This is a genomic window from Nonomuraea sp. NPDC023979, from assembly GCF_040639085.1.
Classification (GTDB): domain Bacteria; phylum Actinomycetota; class Actinomycetes; order Streptosporangiales; family Streptosporangiaceae; genus Nonomuraea; species Nonomuraea ceibae.
In genome coordinates, this window is record NZ_JBEZZG010000019.1 from 40,819 (window position 1) to 59,448 (window position 18,630).

The 18,630-nt window shown below is 74.9% G+C and carries 25 protein-coding genes; 10 read left to right on the forward strand and 15 right to left on the reverse strand.

The annotated features are described in order from the left end of the window. Nucleotides 1-5: 5 nt before the first annotated feature. Nucleotides 6-344 (reverse strand): transposase, encoded by a 339-nt coding sequence (locus AB0G11_RS28815; protein ID WP_357589611.1) that lies wholly within the window; start codon nucleotides 342-344, stop codon nucleotides 6-8. A 168-nt stretch (nucleotides 345-512) separates the two neighbouring features. Between AB0G11_RS28815 and AB0G11_RS28820 the strand changes: the two genes are divergently transcribed. Then, the gene (locus AB0G11_RS28820) at nucleotides 513-1,367 is read left to right on the forward strand and encodes an NmrA family NAD(P)-binding protein (protein ID WP_357589613.1); all 855 of its coding nucleotides are present in this window, start codon (nucleotides 513-515) and stop codon (nucleotides 1,365-1,367) included. Nucleotides 1,368-1,373: 6 nt separating this feature from the next. Here the strand turns inward: AB0G11_RS28820 and AB0G11_RS28825 are convergent, their stop codons facing one another. After that, entirely contained in the window at nucleotides 1,374-2,726 is a 1,353-nt protein-coding gene (locus AB0G11_RS28825; RefSeq protein ID WP_357589615.1) for an MFS transporter, read from the reverse strand. Between the two features lie 123 nt (nucleotides 2,727-2,849). Between AB0G11_RS28825 and AB0G11_RS28830 the strand changes: the two genes are divergently transcribed. Further along, complete coding sequence (locus AB0G11_RS28830) at nucleotides 2,850-3,404, forward strand: TetR/AcrR family transcriptional regulator (RefSeq protein ID WP_357589617.1); 555 nt, start codon at nucleotides 2,850-2,852, stop codon at nucleotides 3,402-3,404. Here the strand turns inward: AB0G11_RS28830 and AB0G11_RS28835 are convergent. Beyond that, the gene (locus AB0G11_RS28835; RefSeq protein ID WP_357589619.1) at nucleotides 3,401-4,252 is read right to left on the reverse strand and encodes an alpha/beta hydrolase; all 852 of its coding nucleotides are present in this window, start codon (nucleotides 4,250-4,252) and stop codon (nucleotides 3,401-3,403) included. The genes AB0G11_RS28830 and AB0G11_RS28835 overlap by 4 nt on opposite strands. Further along, the gene (locus AB0G11_RS28840) at nucleotides 4,249-4,839 is read right to left on the reverse strand and encodes a WHG domain-containing protein (protein WP_357589621.1); all 591 of its coding nucleotides are present in this window, start codon (nucleotides 4,837-4,839) and stop codon (nucleotides 4,249-4,251) included. The genes AB0G11_RS28835 and AB0G11_RS28840 overlap by 4 nt, the downstream gene beginning before the upstream one ends. A 78-nt stretch (nucleotides 4,840-4,917) precedes the next feature. Between AB0G11_RS28840 and AB0G11_RS28845 the strand changes: the two genes are divergently transcribed. Further along, nucleotides 4,918-6,276 (forward strand): CoA transferase, encoded by a 1,359-nt coding sequence (locus AB0G11_RS28845; protein WP_357589623.1) that lies wholly within the window; start codon nucleotides 4,918-4,920, stop codon nucleotides 6,274-6,276. 19 nt (nucleotides 6,277-6,295) lie between these two features. Here AB0G11_RS28845 and AB0G11_RS28850 read toward each other — a convergent pair whose 3' ends face one another. Then, a complete protein-coding gene (locus AB0G11_RS28850; protein WP_357589625.1) occupies nucleotides 6,296-6,943 on the reverse strand; it encodes a TetR/AcrR family transcriptional regulator in 648 nt (215 codons plus the stop codon). Nucleotides 6,944-7,030: 87 nt separating this feature from the next. Here AB0G11_RS28850 and AB0G11_RS28855 point away from each other — a divergent pair, with 87 nt between their 5' ends. Further along, complete coding sequence (locus tag AB0G11_RS28855) at nucleotides 7,031-7,420, forward strand: nitroreductase family deazaflavin-dependent oxidoreductase (protein WP_357589627.1); 390 nt, start codon at nucleotides 7,031-7,033, stop codon at nucleotides 7,418-7,420. Between the two features lie 7 nt (nucleotides 7,421-7,427). On the opposite strand, the gene AB0G11_RS28860 is transcribed toward AB0G11_RS28855, so the two are convergent. Together AB0G11_RS28860 and AB0G11_RS28865 are read right to left on the reverse strand one after the other, a co-directional pair. Further along, complete coding sequence (locus tag AB0G11_RS28860) at nucleotides 7,428-8,651, reverse strand: cytochrome P450 (RefSeq protein ID WP_357589629.1); 1,224 nt, start codon at nucleotides 8,649-8,651, stop codon at nucleotides 7,428-7,430. A 46-nt stretch (nucleotides 8,652-8,697) separates the two neighbouring features. Continuing rightward, complete coding sequence (locus tag AB0G11_RS28865; RefSeq protein WP_357589631.1) at nucleotides 8,698-9,318, reverse strand: TetR family transcriptional regulator; 621 nt, start codon at nucleotides 9,316-9,318, stop codon at nucleotides 8,698-8,700. 167 nt (nucleotides 9,319-9,485) lie between these two features. Here AB0G11_RS28865 and AB0G11_RS28870 point away from each other — a divergent pair, with 167 nt between their 5' ends. Next, complete coding sequence (locus AB0G11_RS28870) at nucleotides 9,486-9,818, forward strand: hypothetical protein (protein WP_219507327.1); 333 nt, start codon at nucleotides 9,486-9,488, stop codon at nucleotides 9,816-9,818. A 57-nt stretch (nucleotides 9,819-9,875) separates the two neighbouring features. Continuing rightward, nucleotides 9,876-10,475: a DUF305 domain-containing protein gene (locus tag AB0G11_RS28875; RefSeq protein ID WP_357589633.1), complete on the forward strand. Its 600-nt coding sequence runs from the start codon at nucleotides 9,876-9,878 to the stop codon at nucleotides 10,473-10,475. 6 nt (nucleotides 10,476-10,481) lie between these two features. Here the strand turns inward: AB0G11_RS28875 and AB0G11_RS28880 are convergent, their stop codons facing one another. From AB0G11_RS28880 to AB0G11_RS28890, 3 genes are read right to left on the reverse strand one after another with little or no spacing between them, the layout of a single operon-like run. Next, nucleotides 10,482-11,432, reverse strand: a complete 951-nt coding sequence (locus tag AB0G11_RS28880; protein ID WP_219507323.1) for a M56 family metallopeptidase — start codon at nucleotides 11,430-11,432, stop codon at nucleotides 10,482-10,484. Continuing rightward, nucleotides 11,429-11,803, reverse strand: coding sequence for a BlaI/MecI/CopY family transcriptional regulator (locus AB0G11_RS28885; protein WP_357589635.1), 375 nt, complete (start codon nucleotides 11,801-11,803; stop codon nucleotides 11,429-11,431). Before AB0G11_RS28885 ends, AB0G11_RS28880 begins: the two co-directional genes overlap by 4 nt. After that, nucleotides 11,803-12,996, reverse strand: a complete 1,194-nt coding sequence (locus AB0G11_RS28890) for an FAD-dependent oxidoreductase (RefSeq protein WP_357589637.1) — start codon at nucleotides 12,994-12,996, stop codon at nucleotides 11,803-11,805. The genes AB0G11_RS28885 and AB0G11_RS28890 overlap by 1 nt, the downstream gene beginning before the upstream one ends. Before the next feature lie 132 nt (nucleotides 12,997-13,128). On the opposite strand from AB0G11_RS28890, the gene AB0G11_RS28895 reads away from it, so the two are divergent. Then, a complete protein-coding gene (locus tag AB0G11_RS28895; protein ID WP_219507321.1) occupies nucleotides 13,129-13,338 on the forward strand; it encodes a heavy metal-associated domain-containing protein in 210 nt (69 codons plus the stop codon). Between the two features lie 78 nt (nucleotides 13,339-13,416). Here AB0G11_RS28895 and AB0G11_RS28900 read toward each other — a convergent pair whose 3' ends face one another. The 5 genes from AB0G11_RS28900 to AB0G11_RS28920 are packed head-to-tail and all read right to left on the reverse strand — an operon-like array spanning nucleotide 13,417 to nucleotide 16,810. Next, nucleotides 13,417-13,554, reverse strand: coding sequence for a hypothetical protein (locus AB0G11_RS28900; protein WP_219507320.1), 138 nt, complete (start codon nucleotides 13,552-13,554; stop codon nucleotides 13,417-13,419). 26 nt (nucleotides 13,555-13,580) lie between these two features. Further along, on the reverse strand, nucleotides 13,581-13,913 hold the full coding sequence (locus tag AB0G11_RS28905) for a cupin domain-containing protein (RefSeq protein WP_219507319.1): 333 nt from the start codon (nucleotides 13,911-13,913) through the stop codon (nucleotides 13,581-13,583). A 43-nt stretch (nucleotides 13,914-13,956) separates the two neighbouring features. Then, nucleotides 13,957-14,343 carry a VOC family protein gene (locus tag AB0G11_RS28910; RefSeq protein ID WP_219507318.1) on the reverse strand — a complete coding sequence of 129 codons (387 nt, stop codon included), beginning with the start codon at nucleotides 14,341-14,343 and terminating at the stop codon, nucleotides 13,957-13,959. Between the two features lie 26 nt (nucleotides 14,344-14,369). Beyond that, nucleotides 14,370-15,584, reverse strand: a complete 1,215-nt coding sequence (locus tag AB0G11_RS28915) for an MFS transporter (RefSeq protein ID WP_357589640.1) — start codon at nucleotides 15,582-15,584, stop codon at nucleotides 14,370-14,372. Then, nucleotides 15,581-16,810 carry an MFS transporter gene (locus AB0G11_RS28920; RefSeq protein ID WP_219507317.1) on the reverse strand — a complete coding sequence of 410 codons (1,230 nt, stop codon included), beginning with the start codon at nucleotides 16,808-16,810 and terminating at the stop codon, nucleotides 15,581-15,583. The genes AB0G11_RS28915 and AB0G11_RS28920 overlap by 4 nt, the downstream gene beginning before the upstream one ends. Nucleotides 16,811-16,890: 80 nt before the next feature. On the opposite strand from AB0G11_RS28920, the gene AB0G11_RS28925 reads away from it, so the two are divergent. The 3 genes from AB0G11_RS28925 (at nucleotide 16,891) to AB0G11_RS28935 (ending at nucleotide 18,616) form a co-directional block, all read left to right on the forward strand. Next, complete coding sequence (locus AB0G11_RS28925) at nucleotides 16,891-17,784, forward strand: LysR family transcriptional regulator (protein WP_219507316.1); 894 nt, start codon at nucleotides 16,891-16,893, stop codon at nucleotides 17,782-17,784. 13 nt (nucleotides 17,785-17,797) lie between these two features. Further along, nucleotides 17,798-18,061, forward strand: a complete 264-nt coding sequence (locus AB0G11_RS28930; RefSeq protein ID WP_357589642.1) for a hypothetical protein — start codon at nucleotides 17,798-17,800, stop codon at nucleotides 18,059-18,061. A gap of 174 nt (nucleotides 18,062-18,235) precedes the next feature. Beyond that, nucleotides 18,236-18,616 (forward strand): hypothetical protein, encoded by a 381-nt coding sequence (locus tag AB0G11_RS28935; protein WP_357589644.1) that lies wholly within the window; start codon nucleotides 18,236-18,238, stop codon nucleotides 18,614-18,616. The last annotated feature ends 14 nt before the right edge of the window (nucleotides 18,617-18,630 follow it).

The following is an 18,630-nucleotide window of genomic DNA, read 5'->3' on the forward strand; positions in this document are numbered from 1 at the left end:
ATTTTTCAGTCGTAAACACGTGATGACGCGCAGTCACGGATCGCCCGCGTCCAGTCGGCCAGCGCGGGATCGCCCGCCGTGGCCTCGCACATCCGCTGCCACAGACCGGCCCTGGTCCAGCGGGTGAACCAGCGGTGCGCCGTGGGCACGGTGACGCCGAACGCCGCCGGCAGGTGCTGCCACGCGCAGCCGCTCGTGACCACGTACACGACCGCCGTCATGACCGTGCGCGCGTCGGCGGCGGCCCGGCCGCCGCCCTGGCGGCGGGGCGGCGGCTCCGGCACCAGCGGACGGGCCGCCTCCCACAGCTCATCAGGGACCAGACGCCGGGCGAGTGCCTCCATGACGCAGATCCTCCTCCATGATCCGCGCGCACGCGCGCTGAGCTGCCAAATGAGACGTGAGCCGAGGTGCGCGACGGCGATCGGCGCGGCTAGCCTCGGCGCTCGATCGGCGGCCCCCGGCCGTCCGCCGAAGGGACTCTCGGCGCCATCGACGAACGGAGCACAGCTATGACGATCCTCGTGACCGGCGCGACGGGCACGGTCGGGCGCATCGTGGTCGACCGCCTGCTGCGAGCTGGGCAGCGCGTCCGGGCCCTGACGCGCAACCCGGCGGGCGCCGCGCTGCCCGACGGCGTGGAGCTGGTGGCCGGGGACCTCGCCGGCGCGGCGGCGGCGCTCGACGGCGTGGACCGGGTCTACTACCTGGCCGGCATGCTCGCCCCCGAGACCGCGGCCGAGCAGTCCCGCGCGTTCGCCCGGCGGGCGGCCGAGGCCGGGGTGACCCGCGTGGTGACGATGACCGGCGTGGCGGTCACGGTCCGGCGGCCCGGCAGCTACGAGATGCTGCTCGAGGTGGAGGAGGCCGTCGAGGCGTCCGGCCTGGAATGGACGCACGTGCGGCCGGGCGAGTTCGCCGCCAACAAGCTGGACCTGTGGGCGCCGTCGATCCGGGCCGAGGGCGTGGTGCGCAGCGCCTTCCCCGACGCGCTGGGCGTGCCGATCCACGAGGCCGACATCGCCGAGGTCGCGGTCGCCGCCCTGCTGGAGGACGGGCACGCCGGTCGCGCGTACTCGCTGAGCGGCCCGCAGGCGCTCAGCCACCGCGAGCAGGCCGCCGCCATCGGCGACGGGCTCGGCCGGACCCTGCGCTTCGAGCCGCTCACGTACGGGCAGGCGCGCGCCGCCTGCATCACCGCGGGCATCCCGGCCGAGATCGCCGAGTATCTGCTCGGCTACCAGGCCGAGTACGCCGAGGAGCCGCCCGCGGTGCTGCCCGACGTCGAGCGGGTGCTCGGGCGGCCGGCGCGCACGCTCGCCGAGTGGGCCGCCGACCACCGGGCCGACTTCACCCCGGCCGCGTAGCGCCGGTCAGCGGGCCGCCTGCTGCGCCATGGGAGGACGGGCGCGCTGCGGGCGGGGGAGGAGCTGGACGAGCCCGGCGACGGCCAGCGCCACGGCGATCACGTAGATCAGCCCGTGCTGGAACGCCTGGCTCACCCCGCCCGCCAGGCCGCCGTAGAAGACGATTCCGACGATCCCGACGCCGAGCGCGGCCCCGACCTGCTGGACCGTCGTCAGCACCCCGGCCGCGGACCCGGCGTGGCGGGGCGCGACCCCGGCCAGCACCGTGCCCATGATCGGCGCGAGCGCCAGCCCCATGCCGAACCCGTCCACGGCCAGGATCGGCACCAGCCACCCGAGCGGCGCCTGCGCCGCCACGGCGGCGAGCAGCACGGTGAGGGCGACCGCCCTGGTCAGCCCGCCCGCCGCGATCGCCTGACGGCCGAGCCGCGCGACGAACCTGGGCGCGAGCCGCGAGGCCGCCAGGTAGCCGAGCCCGATCGGCGTGAAGACCAGCCCGGCCTCCAGCGCGTCCAGCCCGGCCGCGCCCTGCACGTACAGGGCGAAGATCAGGAAGTACGCGGCCATGCCCATGGTGAAGGCGAGCTGGGTCAGCAGGCCGGCGGTGAACGCCCGCTCGCGGAACAGGGCCAGGTCGATCAGCGGCGAGGCGTGCCGGCGACGGCCGTAGGCGGTGAAGAGCGCGAGCGCGACGAACGGCGACAGCCACGTCCACAGCGGCCAGCCCTGCTCGCGGCCCTCGATCAGCGGCAGCAGGGTCGCCACCAGCGCGCCGGTGACCAGGGCGGCCCCGCCCAGGTCGAGCCGCGCGGCCGTGCCGGCGCGGCTCTCGGGCACCACGGCGCGGGTCAGCGCGAGCGCCGCCACGCCGATCGGCACGTTGATCAGGAAGCAGGCCCGCCAGCCGAGCCCGAACAGGTCGGCCTGGATCAGCACGCCGCCGATGAGCTGCCCGAACACCGCGGCCAGCCCCATGGTCAGCGCGTAGGCGTTGAGGGCCCTGGCCTGGGCGGCGCCGCTGTAGGCGGTGCGCAGGATGGCGAGCACCTGCGGGGTGAGTGCCGCCGCGGCCAGTCCCTGGGCGACACGGGCGGCGATGAGCGTGGCCGCGTCGGGGGCAAGGCCGCACGCCAGCGAGGCGAGCGTGAACAGGGCCAGCCCGATGGCGAACACGCGGCGGCGGCCGAACAGGTCGCCGAGCCGTCCGCCGAGGATCAGGCCGGACCCGTAGGCCAGGCCGTAGCCGGCGACGATCCACTCGACCTCGGCGGCTCCGGCGTGCAGGTCACGCTGGATGGCGGGGATGGCGACGTTGACGATGAAGAAGTCGAGGATCGTGACGAACACACCGGTCAGCACGATGGGAAGGGTGCCCGCGCGGGGCATGGCAGCTCCAATAGATAGAACGGTCGGTATACGCCGCCATTAGATAGAATGGTTGGTCTAAGTGTCAATCCGCCGTTCTTCGATCGGATGCGTGTGATGAGCAGACCGGGCCCGCGCGAGCGGCTTCTCGAAGCCGCCAGCGACCTCACCTACGAGCACGGCGTCCACGTGGGCGTGGACGCGATCCTCAAGCGGGCCGACGTCGCCCGCCGCTCGCTCTACCAGCACTTCGGCGGCAAGGACGGGCTGATCGCCGAGACGCTCGCGACCGCCGGGCTTGACGCCCGCTACCGGCAGGTGATGGACGGCGCCGGCGACGACCCCCGGGACCGGGTGCTGGCCGTCTTCGACGCGCTGGACGAGATCACCACGCGGCCGACGTTCCGCGGCTGCCGCTACACGGCGGCCGACCTGGCCCTCACCGACCGGGACCACCCCGCCCACGCCGAGGTCCGCGCGTACAAGGAGAGGCTGCGGGGGCTGTTCGAGGACGAGCTGCGCCGCCACGGGCACCCCGAGCCCGGCTTCGGCGCCGACCAGATCCTCGTGCTGATCGACGGGGTGCTCGCGCACGCCGTCACCCGCCCCGGCGCCCACCCCGCCCGCGCCGCCCGGGCGATGGCCGAGGCGGTGCTCGACCGGCGCGCCTAACCGGCCAGCGTCTTGCGGAGCAGCTCGGCGAACGCGGCGGGGTGGGTGCTGAGCCCGGTGTGCCCGCCGGGGAAGTGCACGAGCTCGGTGCCGAACCGCACGGCCAGGCAGGCGGCGGGGCGGTAGGGCAGCTCGCCGCGCGATTCGTCGCCGGCCGCGAGCACCAGCCGGCCGGCCAGGGCCGCCAGCCGGTCCACGTCGGGGGCGTAGGCCATGAAGGCGGGCACGATCCGGCCGAGGAAGTAGGGCAGGTTGGCCATCGTCCGCTCCGCCCGGGCCGCCGCGCCGGGCGGCAGCTCGGCCGGGGCGGCGGATTCGGCGGGCCCGGCGGGTTCCGCGCCGCCGGGCCGCCGCAGGGCCGCCGCGAACTCGGCGACCGCCGGCATCAGGCCCTCGCGGCGGAAGGTGTCCTGGACGCGGGCGAGCATCGCGCGGTGCTCGGCGGCGTCGGGCAGCACCTCCACCACGGGCGGCTCGTGCGCCACCACGCGCTCGACCCGGTCCGGGTGGGTGGCGAGCAGGTGCAGCGCGACGATCGCCCCCGAGCTGCACCCGGCCACGCGGGCGGGCGCACCGGGCGACAGCAGCTCGATCAGCCGGTACGCGTCGTCGGCGTGCGAGGCGACATGCTGCTCGGCGCCGGGGTCGTCGAGCGGGCTGCGCGACATGCCGCGCGCGTCGTACGAGACCACTGTCCAGCCGGCGGCCAGCACGTCGGCGACGCCGTCGTAGGAGGCGGCGTCGCCCGCGCCGCCGGGGATCAGCAGCAGGAGCGGGCCCTGCCCGCGCACCTCGTAGTGCAGGGTCGCGCCTGCCACGCGCAGGCGGCCGGTGGCGGGGACGGTCATGACGGATCTCCTTCACGTGCGGGCCAGCGCTCCAGGAGCGCGTGCAGGGCGTCGAGGCAGCGGACCCAGGAGTCCGCGGCGGGCCGCGCGTGCGCGAACCCGCCGGCCGCCTCCAGGCTGACGAAGCCGTGCAGCGTGCTGCGCACCAGCCGGACCGCGTCGGTCAGGTCGGGCTCGGCCAGCGCGTAGGCGCGCAGCATGCTGTAGGTGAGCTCGATCGCGCGCCGCGGCCCGGGGGCCCGGGCGGCCAGCTCGGGATCGATCCGCGCCGGGACCTGCGTCGCGGTGTAGCGGCCCGGGTGGTCGTGGGCGTAGGACCGCCACGCGTCCGCGAACGCCACCAGCGCGTCCTTCCCGGCCCGCCCGGCGGTCGCCTCGGCGATGCGGATCGTCTTCTCGTCCGCCGCCAGCAGCGCGATCCGGCCGCGCAGGTCCTCCAGCCCGCGTACGTGCACGTACAGGCTCGCGTCCTTGACGCCGAGCCGCCGCGCCACCGCCGACATGGTCACGTGCTCCAGCCCGACCTCGTCCGCCAGCTCGGCGCCCGCGGCCGTCACCCGGTCCGCCGTCAACCCCGCCCGCGCCATCCGCACTCCTAGAGTCGCTAAACAAAACCTAATGGTCCTAGGCTATTCCTTGCTGTTCCAGGATGGCAAACTGGTTCGATGACGTACGAACAGGACGCGGCGACCGCTCACGCCTGGGCCGCGCTCGGCGGGCCGCCCGAACTGGCGGCGACGGTCGCGTACGAGGGGGCGGGCGACGTCCTGGCCGCGCGGCTGCCGGTGCGGGAGCTGGCCCGGGCGAGCGTGGGCGTGTGCTCGCTGGCGGCGGCCGAGCTGCTGGCGCGGCGCAACGCGGCGCCGCTGCCCCCGGTGCGGGTCCGGGAGGCGGCGGTGGCCACGGCCTTCGTCAGCGAGCGGCACCTGCGCGTCGGCGGCAAGTCCCCGCGGGCGTTCGCGCCGCTGTCGCGCTTCTGGCGCGCGGCCGACGGCTGGGTCCGCACCCACGCCAACTACCCGCACCACCGCGCCCGGCTGCTCGGCGCCCTCGGCGTGGCCGACACGGGGGACGACCCGGACCTGGCCGAGACCCTGGCCGCCGAGCTGGCCGCCCGCCCCGCCCGGTGGATCCAGGAGACCGTCTACGCGGCCGGCGGCCTGGCCGTCGCCGTCGCCCCGCCCGGCGGCGCCGCCCACCCGCTCGTCGAGACCGCCCCCTCGGACGTGAGCTGCCGGGCCCCGCTGCCCCCGGCGCCGCTGCCCGCCGCCGGGGTGCGCGTCCTGGACCTGACCCGGGTCATCGCCGGCCCCGTCGCCACGCGCACCCTGGCCCTGCTGGGCGCCGACGTGCTGCGCGTCGACCCGCCGAACCTGCCGGAGAGCGCCGACAGCCACGCCGACACCGGGATGGGCAAGCGCTCGGCGCTGCTGGACCTGACCGCCGCCGACGGCCGGGCCGCCTTCGCCGAGCTCGTCGCCACTGCCGACGTCGTCGTCCACGGCTACCGCCCCGGCACGCTGGAGGCGCTCGGCCTCGGCGACGTGCTCGCGCGGCGTCCCGGCCTGATCGTCGCCCGGCTGTGCGCCTGGGGCTGGTCGGGGCCGTGGGCCGCGCGGCGCGGCTTCGACAGCCTGGTGCAGGCGGCGAGCGGCATCGCCGTGATCGAGGCGGGCCCCGACGGCAGCCCCGGCGCGCTCCCCGCCCAGGCGCTGGACCACGGCACCGGCTACCTGCTGGCCGCCGCCGTCCTGCGCGCGCTGACCGACCGGCAGCGCACCGGGCTCGGGCGCTCGGCCCGGCTCTCCCTCGCGGGCACCGCGTCCTGGCTGATGAACGACCTCCGTCCCGTCCCGGTCGAGGGCGACGGCTACGACGCGGGCCCGTGGCTGGCCGAGACCGGCTCCCCGTACGGGCTGCTCCGCCACGCGCTGCCGCCGGTCCACTACGAGGGCGCGCCCCGCACCTGGCGCACCCCGCCGTCCCTGTGGGGCGGCGACGCTCCCGCCTGGACGCCCGCCTAGCCGCGCCGCATTCCGGGCGCTATCCCCGCCGGGCCTCGAGCGCGTCCAGGATGAGGTCGAGGCCGTAGCCGAACTCCTCCGCGTAGTCGTAGCCCGGCCGCAGCGCGTGGTCGGTGATCATCTCCCGCAGGTACGGCAGGCCGTCCGGGAGGTGCTCCAGGATGTCGCCGGCCACGTCCTCCATCTCGGCGGGCGTGGACAGCGGCAGGTTCGCCTCCTGCAGCACGAAGCCGCCGACGTAGCTGTCGACGAGCGAGACGGCGTGGGCGGCCATCGGCAGCGAGAACCCCGCCTCCCGCAGCACGCCGAGGACGGCGTCGTGGTGGCGCAGCGTCGCCGGGCCCGGCGAGCGGCGGGAGTCGATCAGGCCGAGGGCCCAGCTGTGCCGCGAGAGCACCGCGCGGGCGGAGCGGGCGCGGGCCCGGATCGCCGCGCGCCAGTCGCCGTCGCCGGGCCGGGGCAGCTCGATCGCCGCGAACACCGCGTCGACCACGCCGTCGAGGATCGCGTCCTTGTTCGGCACGTGGTGGTAGAGCGACATCGCCTCCACGCCCAGCTCCTGTGCCACCCGCCGCATCGTGATCGCCTCGGCGCCGCCGCGGTCGGCGACCCGGATCGCGGCCTCCAGCACGAGCTGCCTGCTGAGCGGCTGGCGAGGTGGTGACACGACGGCTCCCGGGACGGCGGCAGGGGTTGACAGCCTTACGAGTGTAAGTCAGCCTTACGGGCGTAAGCCCGAGATGAGGAGATCCCGATGCCGATGCCGCTGTGGTGGGGGCGCCTGAACAAGCGCGTGTTCAACCCCCGGGCGGTCGCCCGGGGGTCGTGGCCGGTCCTGACGCACGTCGGCCGCGTCTCCGGCGCCACCTACCGCACGCCGCTCGACGCGCACCCGGTCGACGGCGGCTACCTGTTCGTCCTGGTGTACGGGTCGGGCGCCGACTGGGTGCGCAACATCCTGGCCGCCGGGGAGGCGCGGCTGCGGGTCGGCGGCAAGGAGGTGGCGCTCACCGCCCCGCGCGTCGTCGGGCGGGAGGAGGCGTTCCGGGCGCTCCCCGCCGGGGTCAGGCGCCCGCCGAGGCTGCTGCGCATCACCGAGTTCCTCCGCATGGACACGGGAATGGACACGACCCCGGAGGGCTGAGGAGCCCTCAGGACGCGCCGCCGTCAGTGCGCACCGGCAGCGCGGTCAGGGCCCGCTGCATGCCCGGCCGCCAGCCGATCTCGGCCGCCGGCACGGCCAGCTCCAGGCCGGGGAAGCGGTCGATCAGCGTGCGCAGCGCGATCTGCGTCTCGGCCCTGGCCAGCGCCGCGCCCAGGCAGTAGTGGATGCCGTGGCCGAACCCCAGGTGGGCGTTGTCCCCGCGGCCCACGTCGAGCAGCTCCGGCCGGTCGAAGCGGCGCGGGTCCCGGTTCGCCGCCGCGTACACCACCTGCACCGCCTCGCCCGCCGGGATGCGCGTGCCGCCGAGCTCCACCGGCTCCAGCGTGTAGCGCATCACCGCGATCTCGGCCGGTCCGGTGACGCGCAGGAACTCCTCCACGGCCGCCGGGACGGCGTCCCGGTCGTCGCGCAGGCGCGCGAGCAGCTCCGGGCGGGTGAGCAGCAGCCGCACGCTCTGGCTGATGAGCGAGACCGTGGTCTCGTGCCCGGCGATCAGCATGCTGATCCCCAGCGCCACCAGCTCCTCGTCGGCCAGCCGGTCGCCGTCGTCCTCCTGGACGCGGACCAGCGCCGACAGCAGGTCCTCCGCGCCGTCGACGCCGTCCGTGCCGGCGGCGCGCTTGGCCGCGACCAGCTCGCTCATGTACGCGACCAGGCCCCGCGCCCCGGCGGCGATGCGGGCGGGGTCGGGCGCGGTCAGGTCGCCGGCCCACGCCCGCCAGATGTCGCGGTCGGCCGAGGGCACGCCGAGCAGTTCGCAGATGACCTGGATGGGCAGCGGGTACGCGAACCGCTCGATCAGGTCGAACTCCGCCGGCAGCCCGTCGAGCAGCGCGTCGGTGATCTCCTGGATGCGCGGGCGCAGCCGCTCCACGCGCCGGGCGGTGAACCCGCGCGACACCAGCCGCCGCAGCCGCGTGTGGTCCGGCGGGTCGTAGGCGCCGAGGGTGCGCAGCAGGTAGGGGGCCACGTCGTCGGGCAGCCCGGCGGCGGCGGCCACGTCCAGCTTGGACTGCCGGGAGATGTCGCTGCTGAAGCGCGGGTCGGTCAGCGCGGTCACGCACTCGTCGTAGCCGGTGACCAGCCAGATCAGGGTGCCGTCCAGGTAGCGGCCCCGGCTGACCGGTCCGTTGCCGGCCAGCCCGGTCAGGAAGGCGTCGCGGTCGGCCGCGGTCATCAGGTCGAGGATCTGCGGCTCGGTGGTGCTCATGCTCATGACTCCAGAAGGTCGGGGGGAAGGGGAGGGGGAGACGCCGTCATGGGGACCGCCGCTCCTCGCGGACCGCGTCCCAGGCGTCCAGGACGCGGTCGTCGGTGAACAGGCCGCGGGTGAAGATCTCGATCCCGGCGCGGGAGGTGCGCAGCGTCCGGTCCGTCTCGGACCCGCCGCCCGGCAGCGCCCGCGCGAGGTGCTCGCCGAACGTCAGCGGCGCCAGCAGCCACGTCACGTAGACGGCGGCGCGGGCGCGCGGGTCGTCGCTGGGACGCACCCGGCCGGTGCGGACGCCCTCCTCCAGCCAGCGTTCGGCCGCCGCGACGATGTCGTCGAACAGCGCCGCCGCCGCCGGGCTGCCGTCGAGGAACGCGCGCCCCAGGTAGAGCCGCATCGCCGAGCTCGCCTCCAGCATGGCCGCCAGGCCGCTGACGTCGTCGAGGTCCGCGCCGGGGCCGCCGCGCACCATCTCGACCACGTACGCGTCGCACGCCTTGCGCAGCCCTTCCTTGGAGCCGAAGTGGTGCAGGACCAGCGCGGCGGACACGCCCGCGCGGGCGGCGATGGCGCGCACGCTCACCCGGTTGACCCCTTCGGCGCCGAACAACTCCAGTGCCGCGTCCCGGATCCGGGCCCGCCCGGTCAGGTCACTGTCTGAACGCATGAACAGGATGCTAAACGATTGTTCAGCTCGATGGGAAACTACTAACTGGCTTAGTAGCTGGTCGGCATGTCGCTGCTGGGTTATGAGTTTCTTACTATGGCGCGTAGTAGCCTGCCGTTCTGGTCGTCACAGGAGGAGCGGTGGGAGTTCGGCAGCGGCGTCTCGCGATGCGTGTCGCGCGTGCCGTCCTGCTGGTCGCCGTCGCCCTCGGGGTCTACGGCATGCACACGCTCGGCCACCACAGCGGCCACCAGGCTGGCGGGCATCACGCGCACGAGCCCGGGTTCGCCCAGGGGCAGGAGCTGCCCGATCTCGACCCGGCCGCCGTGTGCCTGGCGGTGCTGACCTCGTTCCTGATCGTCGCCACGGCGGCGGCGTGGATCGTGCGACGGCGGGGGAGCGCGACCCCTGGGCGGGCCCCCTCGGCGCGGCGGGTCGCCAGGCCGCCGCCCGACCCCGTCTCCGTGCGCCTGGCACGACTCTCGGTGCTGCGCATATAGGCCGGCGTCCGCCTCCGCGACGGATGCCCGTACCCACGAACCGAGAGAACGACAACCATGCGCACCAACCGTACGATCACGATCACCGTCACCGCCGGCGCGCTCGCGCTCCTGACCGCGTGCGGCGCCACGGCCTCGAACGACGCCGCTCCGGCCGCGAGCGCCACCGCCACCGCCGCTACGGCGGCGACGCCGTCGCAGGCCGGGTTCAACGACGCCGACGTCATGTTCGCGCAGATGATGATCCCGCACCACGAGCAGGCGGTCGAGATGGCCGAGCTCGCCCCGGACCGCGCGGGCGACCCGCAGATCAAGGAGCTGGCGGCCCGGATCAAGGCGGCGCAGGACCCCGAGATCGCGACCATGCAGGGCTGGCTGACCACGTGGGGCAGGCCCGCCCCCGAGGGAGGCATGGGTCATGAGATGCCCGGCATGATGTCCGAGGCGGACCTGGCCAAGCTGAAGTCCGCCAAGGGCGCGGAGTTCGACAGGCTCTTCGCCGAGCAGATGATCGCCCACCACGAGGGCGCGATCGAGATGGCCCGCACCGAGCAGGCCGGCGGCGCCGACCCGGCCGCCAAGGAGCTCGCCAAGACGATCGAGACCGCCCAGCGGGCGGAGGTGGCCGAGCTGCGGAAGATCCTCGACCGGCTCTGAGCCGGGCTAGAAGGGCAGCACCGCGTGACAGTGGTGCACCAGCAGGGCGCTCAGCCCGGGCGCCGCGGCCAGCGTCGCGGGCCCGGCGAGCAGCAGCGTGACCGTCAGCCCCCCGGTGAGCCGCTCACGGCGGCCGAGCGGGGGCTGCGGGCTCAGCATGCGGCGGATCCGCAGCAGGGCCGTCTCGCCGCCCGCCCCCAGGGCGGCGGCGGGCGCCCGCCCGGTGGCGAGGCGGACCAGGGCGGCGGCCAGGTGGGCGCGCGGATGGCGGCGGGCGGCCACGTCGTCGGCCAGCAGCTCGACCAGCCGCGCTACTTCCGCCCGCGCCTCGGCGAACAGCGGCACCCGGGGGCAGGCCCGCGCGAACGTCTCGGCGGCGGCCAGCAGCAGATGGTGGCGGCCGCGCAGGTGCGCCCGCTCGTGCGCGAGCACGGCGGCGACCTGCTCGGGAGCCAGCGACCGCAGCGCGCCGGTGGTGATGACCGCCTGCCCCCTGCGGCCGGGCACGCAGTAGGCCAGGCGCTCGTCGTGGTCGACGACGAGCGCGCCGAGCCGGTTGTCGTGCCGCCCGAGCAGCGACAGCGCCTCGGCGTGCCGCGCCCGCTCCCGGCGCGCGCCCGCCAGGACGGCCCCGCCCGCGCACGAGCCCCACACCACCACGGACGTGGCGACGGCGAGCGCGGCCAGGACCCGCGCGAGGTCCGGGCGCGCGTCACCGGCGAACATGGCCGCGCAGATCTCCAGCCACCCGGCGAGCCCGTGACCCACCACCGGCCCCGGCACGGCGGCCGCGAACACCGCGAGCAGCGCGGACACGGGCACCGACCCGCAGGCGGCCAGCCACATCGCGATCGCTCGCCGGGGCGCCCGGTCGGCCCAGCCCGCCCGCCGCAGCAGCCGGGGCAGCGCCAGCGCCCCGGCGACGCAGTGGAGCGCGAGGATCACCGCGACGATCACGTGTCGCGTCCCCCCGGGGGGTATACCTGCAGGGCCGCCTCCAGGGCCTTGGCCTCCTCGGGCGTGAGCCGTTCGAGGAAGTGCACCAGCGTGGCGGTCCGGTTGCCGCTCCCGGCCAGCGACGCGCGCATGACCTCGGCGGTGTAGGCCTCCTTGGAGGAGACCACCTCGTAGACGTAGGCCCGGCCGACCGGCTCGCGGCGCAGCAGCCCCTTGGTGTGGAGCTTGTCCATCACGGTCATCACCGTCGTGTAGGCGATGGCGCGCTCCCGGCGCAGGTGGGCGAGCACGTCGCGGACCGTGGCGGGCTCGTTGGTGGCCCACAGATGATCCATGATCGTGGATTCGAGCTCTCCCAGACCCCGCGCCATCACCCCATGCTAGCGGCGAGCACCGACTCCAGCGGGTCACCGGCCGCGACGGCCCGCTTGATCCGGACGAAGTCCCTCGGCGCGTCGACCCCGACCACGCCGACCAGCGTCCCGGCCCTGGCGAACGCGACGGCGAACCGGCCCTCCTCCGGGTCGCCGGCGGCCACGCGTGCCTCGTCCGCCAGGTGCGGCAGCCCGGCCGTCTGGACGCGGACGCCGTGCACGTGCGTCGCGAACGCGGGCAGCCCGGCGTAGGGCGTGGCGTCCTCCCTGCCGGCGAGCAGGTTCAGCGCGGCGGCGGCGCCCTGCTCGTTGGCGTTCGCCCAGTGCTCGACGCGGACGGACGCGCCCCCGTACCGGGCGTGCGGCCAGCGGGCGACGTCGCCCGCCGCCACCACGCCGTCGGCGCCGGCCGCGAACAGCGCCGCGTCGCACACCACCCCGTCGTCGAGCGTCAGCCCGCTGCCGCGCAGCCAGCCGGTCTCGGGGACCACGCCCGTCGCCGCGATCACCAGGTCGGCGGGGAGCGTGCGCCCGTCGTCCAGCCGCACCCCGCTCACCCGGCCGGCCCCCTCCAGGCCCGTCACGCGGCGGCCGGGGACGAGGTCCACGCCGTTGCTCCGGTGGTGACCGGCCAGCCAGCGCGAGGCCAGGTCGCCCAGCACGCCGCTCATCGGGTACGGCGCCGCGTCGACGAGGGTGACCGCCAGGCCGAGCGAGCGGGCGGTGGAGGCGACCTCGCCGCCGATGAAGCCGCCGCCGACGACCACGACGCGGCGGTGCCCGGCGGCGAGCTCGGCGCGCAGGGCGAGGGCGTCCTCGACGGTGCGCAGCGTGTGGACGCCCTCGAGGGCGTCGGGCAGCGGGCGCGGCCGGGCGCCGGTGGCGATGACGAGCCCGTCGTAGCGGACCTGCGTGCCGTCGTCCAGGGTGACGAGCCGGCCGGCCGTGTCCAGCCGCACCGCGTTGCGGCCCCGCAGCCAGCGGTCGCCCAGCTCCTCGGCGCCGGGCAGGGTGATCTCGTCGTCGCCCCTGAGCATGCTCTTGGACAGCGGCGGCCGGTTGTAGGGCAGGTGGCGCTCCGCGCCGACGACGACGATCTCGCCCGCGAAGCCGGCGCCGCGAAGGGTCTGCACGGCACGGAGCCCGGCCAGTGACGCGCCCACGACCGTGATGGTGTTCAACGTTGTCATGCCGGGGACTATATACCGGGAGGGGGTATGAGCCATACCCCTGCGGGGTTGGGGTTGCGCCGACGCGCATCGTGCCGTAGGTTCAACCCGGCGATACCCGATGGGGGTATCCGGGACCGAAGGGGAGTCGGCATGAGCAGCAGCATCTACACCGTGAGCGGGATGACGTGCGGCGGCTGCGCGGGCACGGTGAAGACCGAACTGGGCAAGATCTCCGGCGTCACCGCCGTGGACATCGAGCTGGCGACCGGCCGGGTGACCGTGACGGGCGACGGGCCCGTGGACGAGGCCCTGGTGCGCGACGCCGTCGAAGGGGCGGGCTACGAGCTCACCGCCGTCTGACCTGCGGGGCGAGCGCGGGCGGCCACCGGTTGGGTGTGGCCGCCCGCGCCCCTTTCCCGGGCGCCGGCCTCTGGGGCGTCAGCGCGTCTGGACGCGGAGGGAGATGATCGTGCCGGGCGGGATGGTGGCGGACGAGACGGCCCCGGGGGAGACCCACGGGCCGACGTTGTAGACGTAGCCGACGGCGGGGTTGACGTGCAGGACGGTGATCGCCACCTGGTGCTGGCCGTCCCCCGGCCGGGTCAGGGCAGCTTGGCGACGGTCAGCAGGACCGCGGAGTCCTCCAGCGCCTCCAGGTCGTGGCGGGCGTCCGGCACGATGAGCAGGTCGCCCGTGCGCCCCTCCCACGACTGCGCCCCGGCCGACATGCGGACCCGGCCGTGCAGCACGTGCACCGTCGCCTCGCCGGGATTCTCGTGCTCCGCGAGCCGCGCGCCCTGCCGCAGGGCGATGACCGTCTGGCGCAGCACCTTCTCGTGCCCGCCGTAGACCGTGCCGGCCGCGTGACCGGCGGTGGTGCCGGCCGCCCGGTCGGCTTGCTGACGGGCCAGGGCGACGAGCGAGATCTTCTGCATGCCGCCATTATCGCAACCCGCCCCGCCGCCGCCCGGGCGCGGCTCAGCGCTCGGCGTCCTGCGGGTACCAGCGCAGCTCGACGGTGTTGCCGTCGGGGTCGAGCACGTACACCGACTGCGCGGTGCCGCGCGCGCCGAACCGGGGGACCGGCCCCTCCAGCACGGTGAAGACACCGGAGTCGATCACCTCCTGCCAGTCCAGCGGCTCCACCACGAGGCAGAGGTGGTCCACGTTGGACTCGCCGCGCGGCTTGGCCACCAGGTCGATGATGGTGGACTCGCTGACCCGCACCGACGGGAACGGCGCCCTGCCCGCCCGCCACTCCTCGACCCGCACCTGTGCCAGGCCGAGCGTCCCCGCGTAGAACTCCAGGGACCGCTCGACGTCGGCGACGTTGAGCACCAGGTGGTCGAAGTCCTTCACGCGCATCTCGTTCTCCCGTTCTCTCAGGTGGATCACTCGCCGGCGGTCAGCACGTCCTCGCGGGCGGCGGGCGCCTTCCCGCGGCCGGTGCCGAGTGTGAGGAGCAGCGAGGCCGCTGTCAACGCGACCCCGAACCACACCACGCTGGCGACGCCCAGCCGGTCGGCGAACAGCCCGCCGAACAGCGCGCCGAGCGCGATGGAGGTGTTGTACGACATCGTGTTGAGCGACATCGCCGCCTCGAAGGTGTCCGGCGCGGCGGCCTGCGTCATGTTGACCTGGCACAGCTGCACCACGCCGAACGAGACGCCCCACAGGACCAGCGCGACGACCGCGCCGACCGGTCCGTCCCCGATCGCGAGCAGCAGGAGCAGCGACCCGACGAGCCCCGCGCAGCCCGCGACGAAGCTGCCGCGCAGGCTCCTGGTCACCGTGTAGCCGGCGATGAAGTTGCCCGCCGCGCCGCCCGCGCCGTAGACCATGAGCACCGCGGTGACGAAGAACGGCGTCGCCGACGCCGCCTCCTCCAGGTAGGGGCGCACGAACGTGTACGCGCCGAAGTGGCCCAGCACGAACAGCATCACGGTCACCAGCACCAGCCGCAGCGGCACGTTCCTGAGCGGCAGCCCGAAGACCTCCCGCACCGAGACGGCGTTCGCCGACGGCAGCGACGGGATCAGGGTGACGACCGCGACGAGCACCAGCGCGCTCAGCCCCGCCCAGATGAGGAACGTGGTCCGCCAGTCCGTGAGGCTCTCCAGCACCGTCCCCAGCGGGATGCCGACGACCGCGGCGATCGAGATGCCGGACATGACGATCGCCGCCGCCCGGCTCGCCTGCCGCTCCGGGACCAGCCGCATCGCCATGCTCACCCCGATGGCCCAGAACACGCCGCTGGCGAAGCCCATGACCAGCCGCGTCACCAGCACCAGCGGGTAGTTCGGCGAGATCGACGTGACCAGGTTGCCCGCCACCAGGATCACCAGCAGCACCGACAGCAGCACCCGCCGGTTGACCCGCCTGGTCCACGCCACGATGAACGGCACGCCCAGCCCGGCCGAGACGCCGTACAACGTGACCATCAGCCCCGCGACGCCCACGGAGATGGCCAGGCTCGCGCTCACCGGGGTGAGCAGCCCGACGGGCATCAGCTCCGTGGTGAGGAAGACGAACAGGCTCGCGGTGATCGCGGCCACCCCCAGCCAGCCTCGCAGGGCCGAAGGGGACGGCGTTTGCGCAAAAGTCATGATTCTTCCTTGTCATCGATCCAACGTCGTGCGGAAAGGCGTTCCAGCGCCCACACCGCGAAGGTCGCGGCCGACAGGGCGCCGCCCAGCAGGCTCACGCCGGTCCAGCCGGCCGCGGTCCAGGCCGCGGAGCCGAGCGCCGACCCGGCCGCGCCGCCGAGGAAGAACGCGGTCATGAAGGCGGAGTTGAGCCGGTTGCGGCTCTCGGGGCGGAGCGCGTAGACGACGTGCTGGCCGGCGTTCAGCACCGCCTGCTGGGCCATCGTCAGCAGGAGCACCCCGGCGACCAGCCACCCCGCCGACACCGGGCCGCGGCCGATCAGCGCCCACGACAGCGCCAGCACCGCCGCGCCGATCCCGCTGACCCGCTGCACCCACCCCCGGTCGGCCAGCCGGCCCGCGATCGGCGTGACGATCACCCCGGCGACCCCGGCCAGCCCGAACAGGCCGATCCCCGCCTCGCTCCAGCCGTACGGCGGGCCGGACAGCAGGAACGTGACCGCCGTCCACAGCGCGCTGAACGCGGCGAACGACAGCGCGCCCATCGCCGCCCGCAGGCGCAGCGCCGGCTCGTCGCGGAACAGCGCGACCGTCGAGCGCAGCAGCGCCGGGTACGACAGCCCGATCGGGGTGTGCAGACGCGGCAGGAAACGCCACAGCAGCACGGCCACGACCGCCACCAGCACGGCGTTCACCCAGTAGATCGTCCGCCAGCCGCCCAGCTCGGACAGCGTGCCGGAGACCGTACGGGCCAGCAGGCCGCCGAGCAGCAGCCCCGCCATCACCGTGCCCACGACCCGGCCCCGCTCGGCCGGCGCCGCCAGCGTGGCCGCGTACGGGACCACGACCTGCGCGGCCACGGACGCGAGCGCCGTCAACGCGGTGCCCGCCAGCAGCACCGGGGCGCTCGTCGCGAGCGCCGACACCACCAGGAACACCGCCGTGGCCGCGAACAGCACCACCGCCAGCCGGCGGCGCTCCACCAGGTCGCCCAGCGGCACCAGCAGGATCAGCCCCAGCGCGTAGCCGCCCTGCGCGGCCGTCACGACCAGCGCCGCCGTCGTGGCGTCCAGCCCCAGCTCCCGCCCGATCACGTCGAGCAGCGGCTGGGCGAAGTAGTTGCCGGCGACCGACAGCCCGGTGGCGACCGACATCAGCAGCAGCAGCCCGCGGCCCAGCCGGGCGGGAGCCTCCCCCGGGGGCGCGTGCCGCGCGGTTTCCGTCATGCCTCAAGGGTGGGGGAGCACCGATCAATGAGTCCAACACATAGTTTTCATGGAGATCGATCGTGATGCATCATGGATCGGTGGAACTGCAGCAGCTGAGATACGTCGTCGCCGTCGCCGAGACGAACAACTTCACCCGCGCCGCCGAGCGCTGCCGCGTCGTGCAGTCGGCGCTCAGCCACCAGATCGCCGCCCTCGAACGCGAGCTCGGCGCCCGGCTGTTCGAGCGGACCAGCCGCCGCGTCCGGCTGACGGCCGCCGGGGAGGCGTTCCTGCCCGAGGCCCGCCAGTGCCTGGAGGCCGCCGACCGCGCGCGGGCCGAGGTCGCCGCCGCCGGCGGCGAGATCCGCGGGCGGCTCGCCGTCGGCGCCATCCCCACCGTCGCCGCCGTCGACCTGCCCGTCGCCCTGCGCGACTACCGCCGCCGCCACCCCCGCGTGCACATCACGCTCATCTCCGCCGGCAGCGAGGACCTCATCGAACGCGTCCGCCGCGGCGGCGTCGACGTCGCCTTCCTCGGCCTGCCGCCCACCACCGAACCCAAGGGCGTGCGCAGCCGCCCGCTCGGCGGCGGCGAGCTCGTCGCCGTCGTCGCCCCCGGCCACCCCCTGGCCGGCGGCGAGGCCGACCTGCGCGCCCTGGCGGGCGAGCCGTTCATCGACTTCCGCGCCGGCCACGCCGGCCGCCAGCAGTCCGACGACGCCTTCGCCGCCGCCGGCGTACGGCGTGAGGTGCCGTTCGAGGTCTCGTCCGGCGACTTCATGGCCGACCTCGTACGGCAGGGCCTCGGCGTCGGCATGCTGCCCGCCGCCTACGCGCCCCGGTTCGCCGATCTGGGCGTCATCCGGCTGCGTGACGCGCCCACGCGGGTCGAGCACCTGATCTGGGACACCCGGCCGTCACCCGCCGCCGCGGCCTTCCTCGACCTCGTCCGCGAGACCCGGCCCGAGCGGGAGGAGACCGGGGCGGGCTGAGATCATCGACCGCATGACCCGGATCCTCACCCGCCGCGACCTGACCGCCCTGCTCGACCCCGCGGCCTGCCTCGAAGCCCTGCGCGACGGCTTCACCCGCGGCGACGCGGCCGTTCCCGGGCAGCGGATCCGCACCGACCTGCCGTTCCCCGGCACCGCCACCGCGCTCGTTCCCGGGCTGCTGCCGGGGATCGACGCCTACACGGTGAAGGTCAACGCCAAGTTCCCCATGCTGGGACTTCGCGACCTGCACATACGTTCGATAGCGTCCGTCTGACCTGCGGAAACGAGGCGTGGTTTAGTGGGGTGTTGAGGGTTGGTGAGTGATGCCGGACGGCCCGCAAACGGCCCAGGACCGGAACCCGCCTCAAGGCAGACCGTATCCAACGCCAACGCGTGAACCCGCCGGCGGCGGGACGCGTCCAACATGCCGGGCAACGAAAGGGCCGGCATGCGCGTGACCGTGATCCTCGCCGTGGCGCTGGCGCTCGCGTCCGGATGCGGCGGCCAGCCGCCCGCGCCGCCGCCCTCCGCCACGCCCGCCCCGATCGACACTGGCCCGCGCACTGTCGTCTACCGGATCGGCGGCACGGCACACGTGGGCGACATCACCGTGCAGACGGCGAGCGGCGTCGAGCAGACCGCCGACGCGCTGCTGCCGGCCGAGGTGAGCTACGAGATGCCGCCCGGCAGTTTCGCGTCGGTGTTCGTGCAGAACGCGGCGGCCGAGGGCAGCGTGTCGTGCGAGATCGTGGTGGACGGGACGACGGTCAGCCGCAACAGCTCAGAGGGCGAGTACGTGATCGCGTCCTGCGACGGCACCGTCCCGTGACTTGCGCCGCCGCG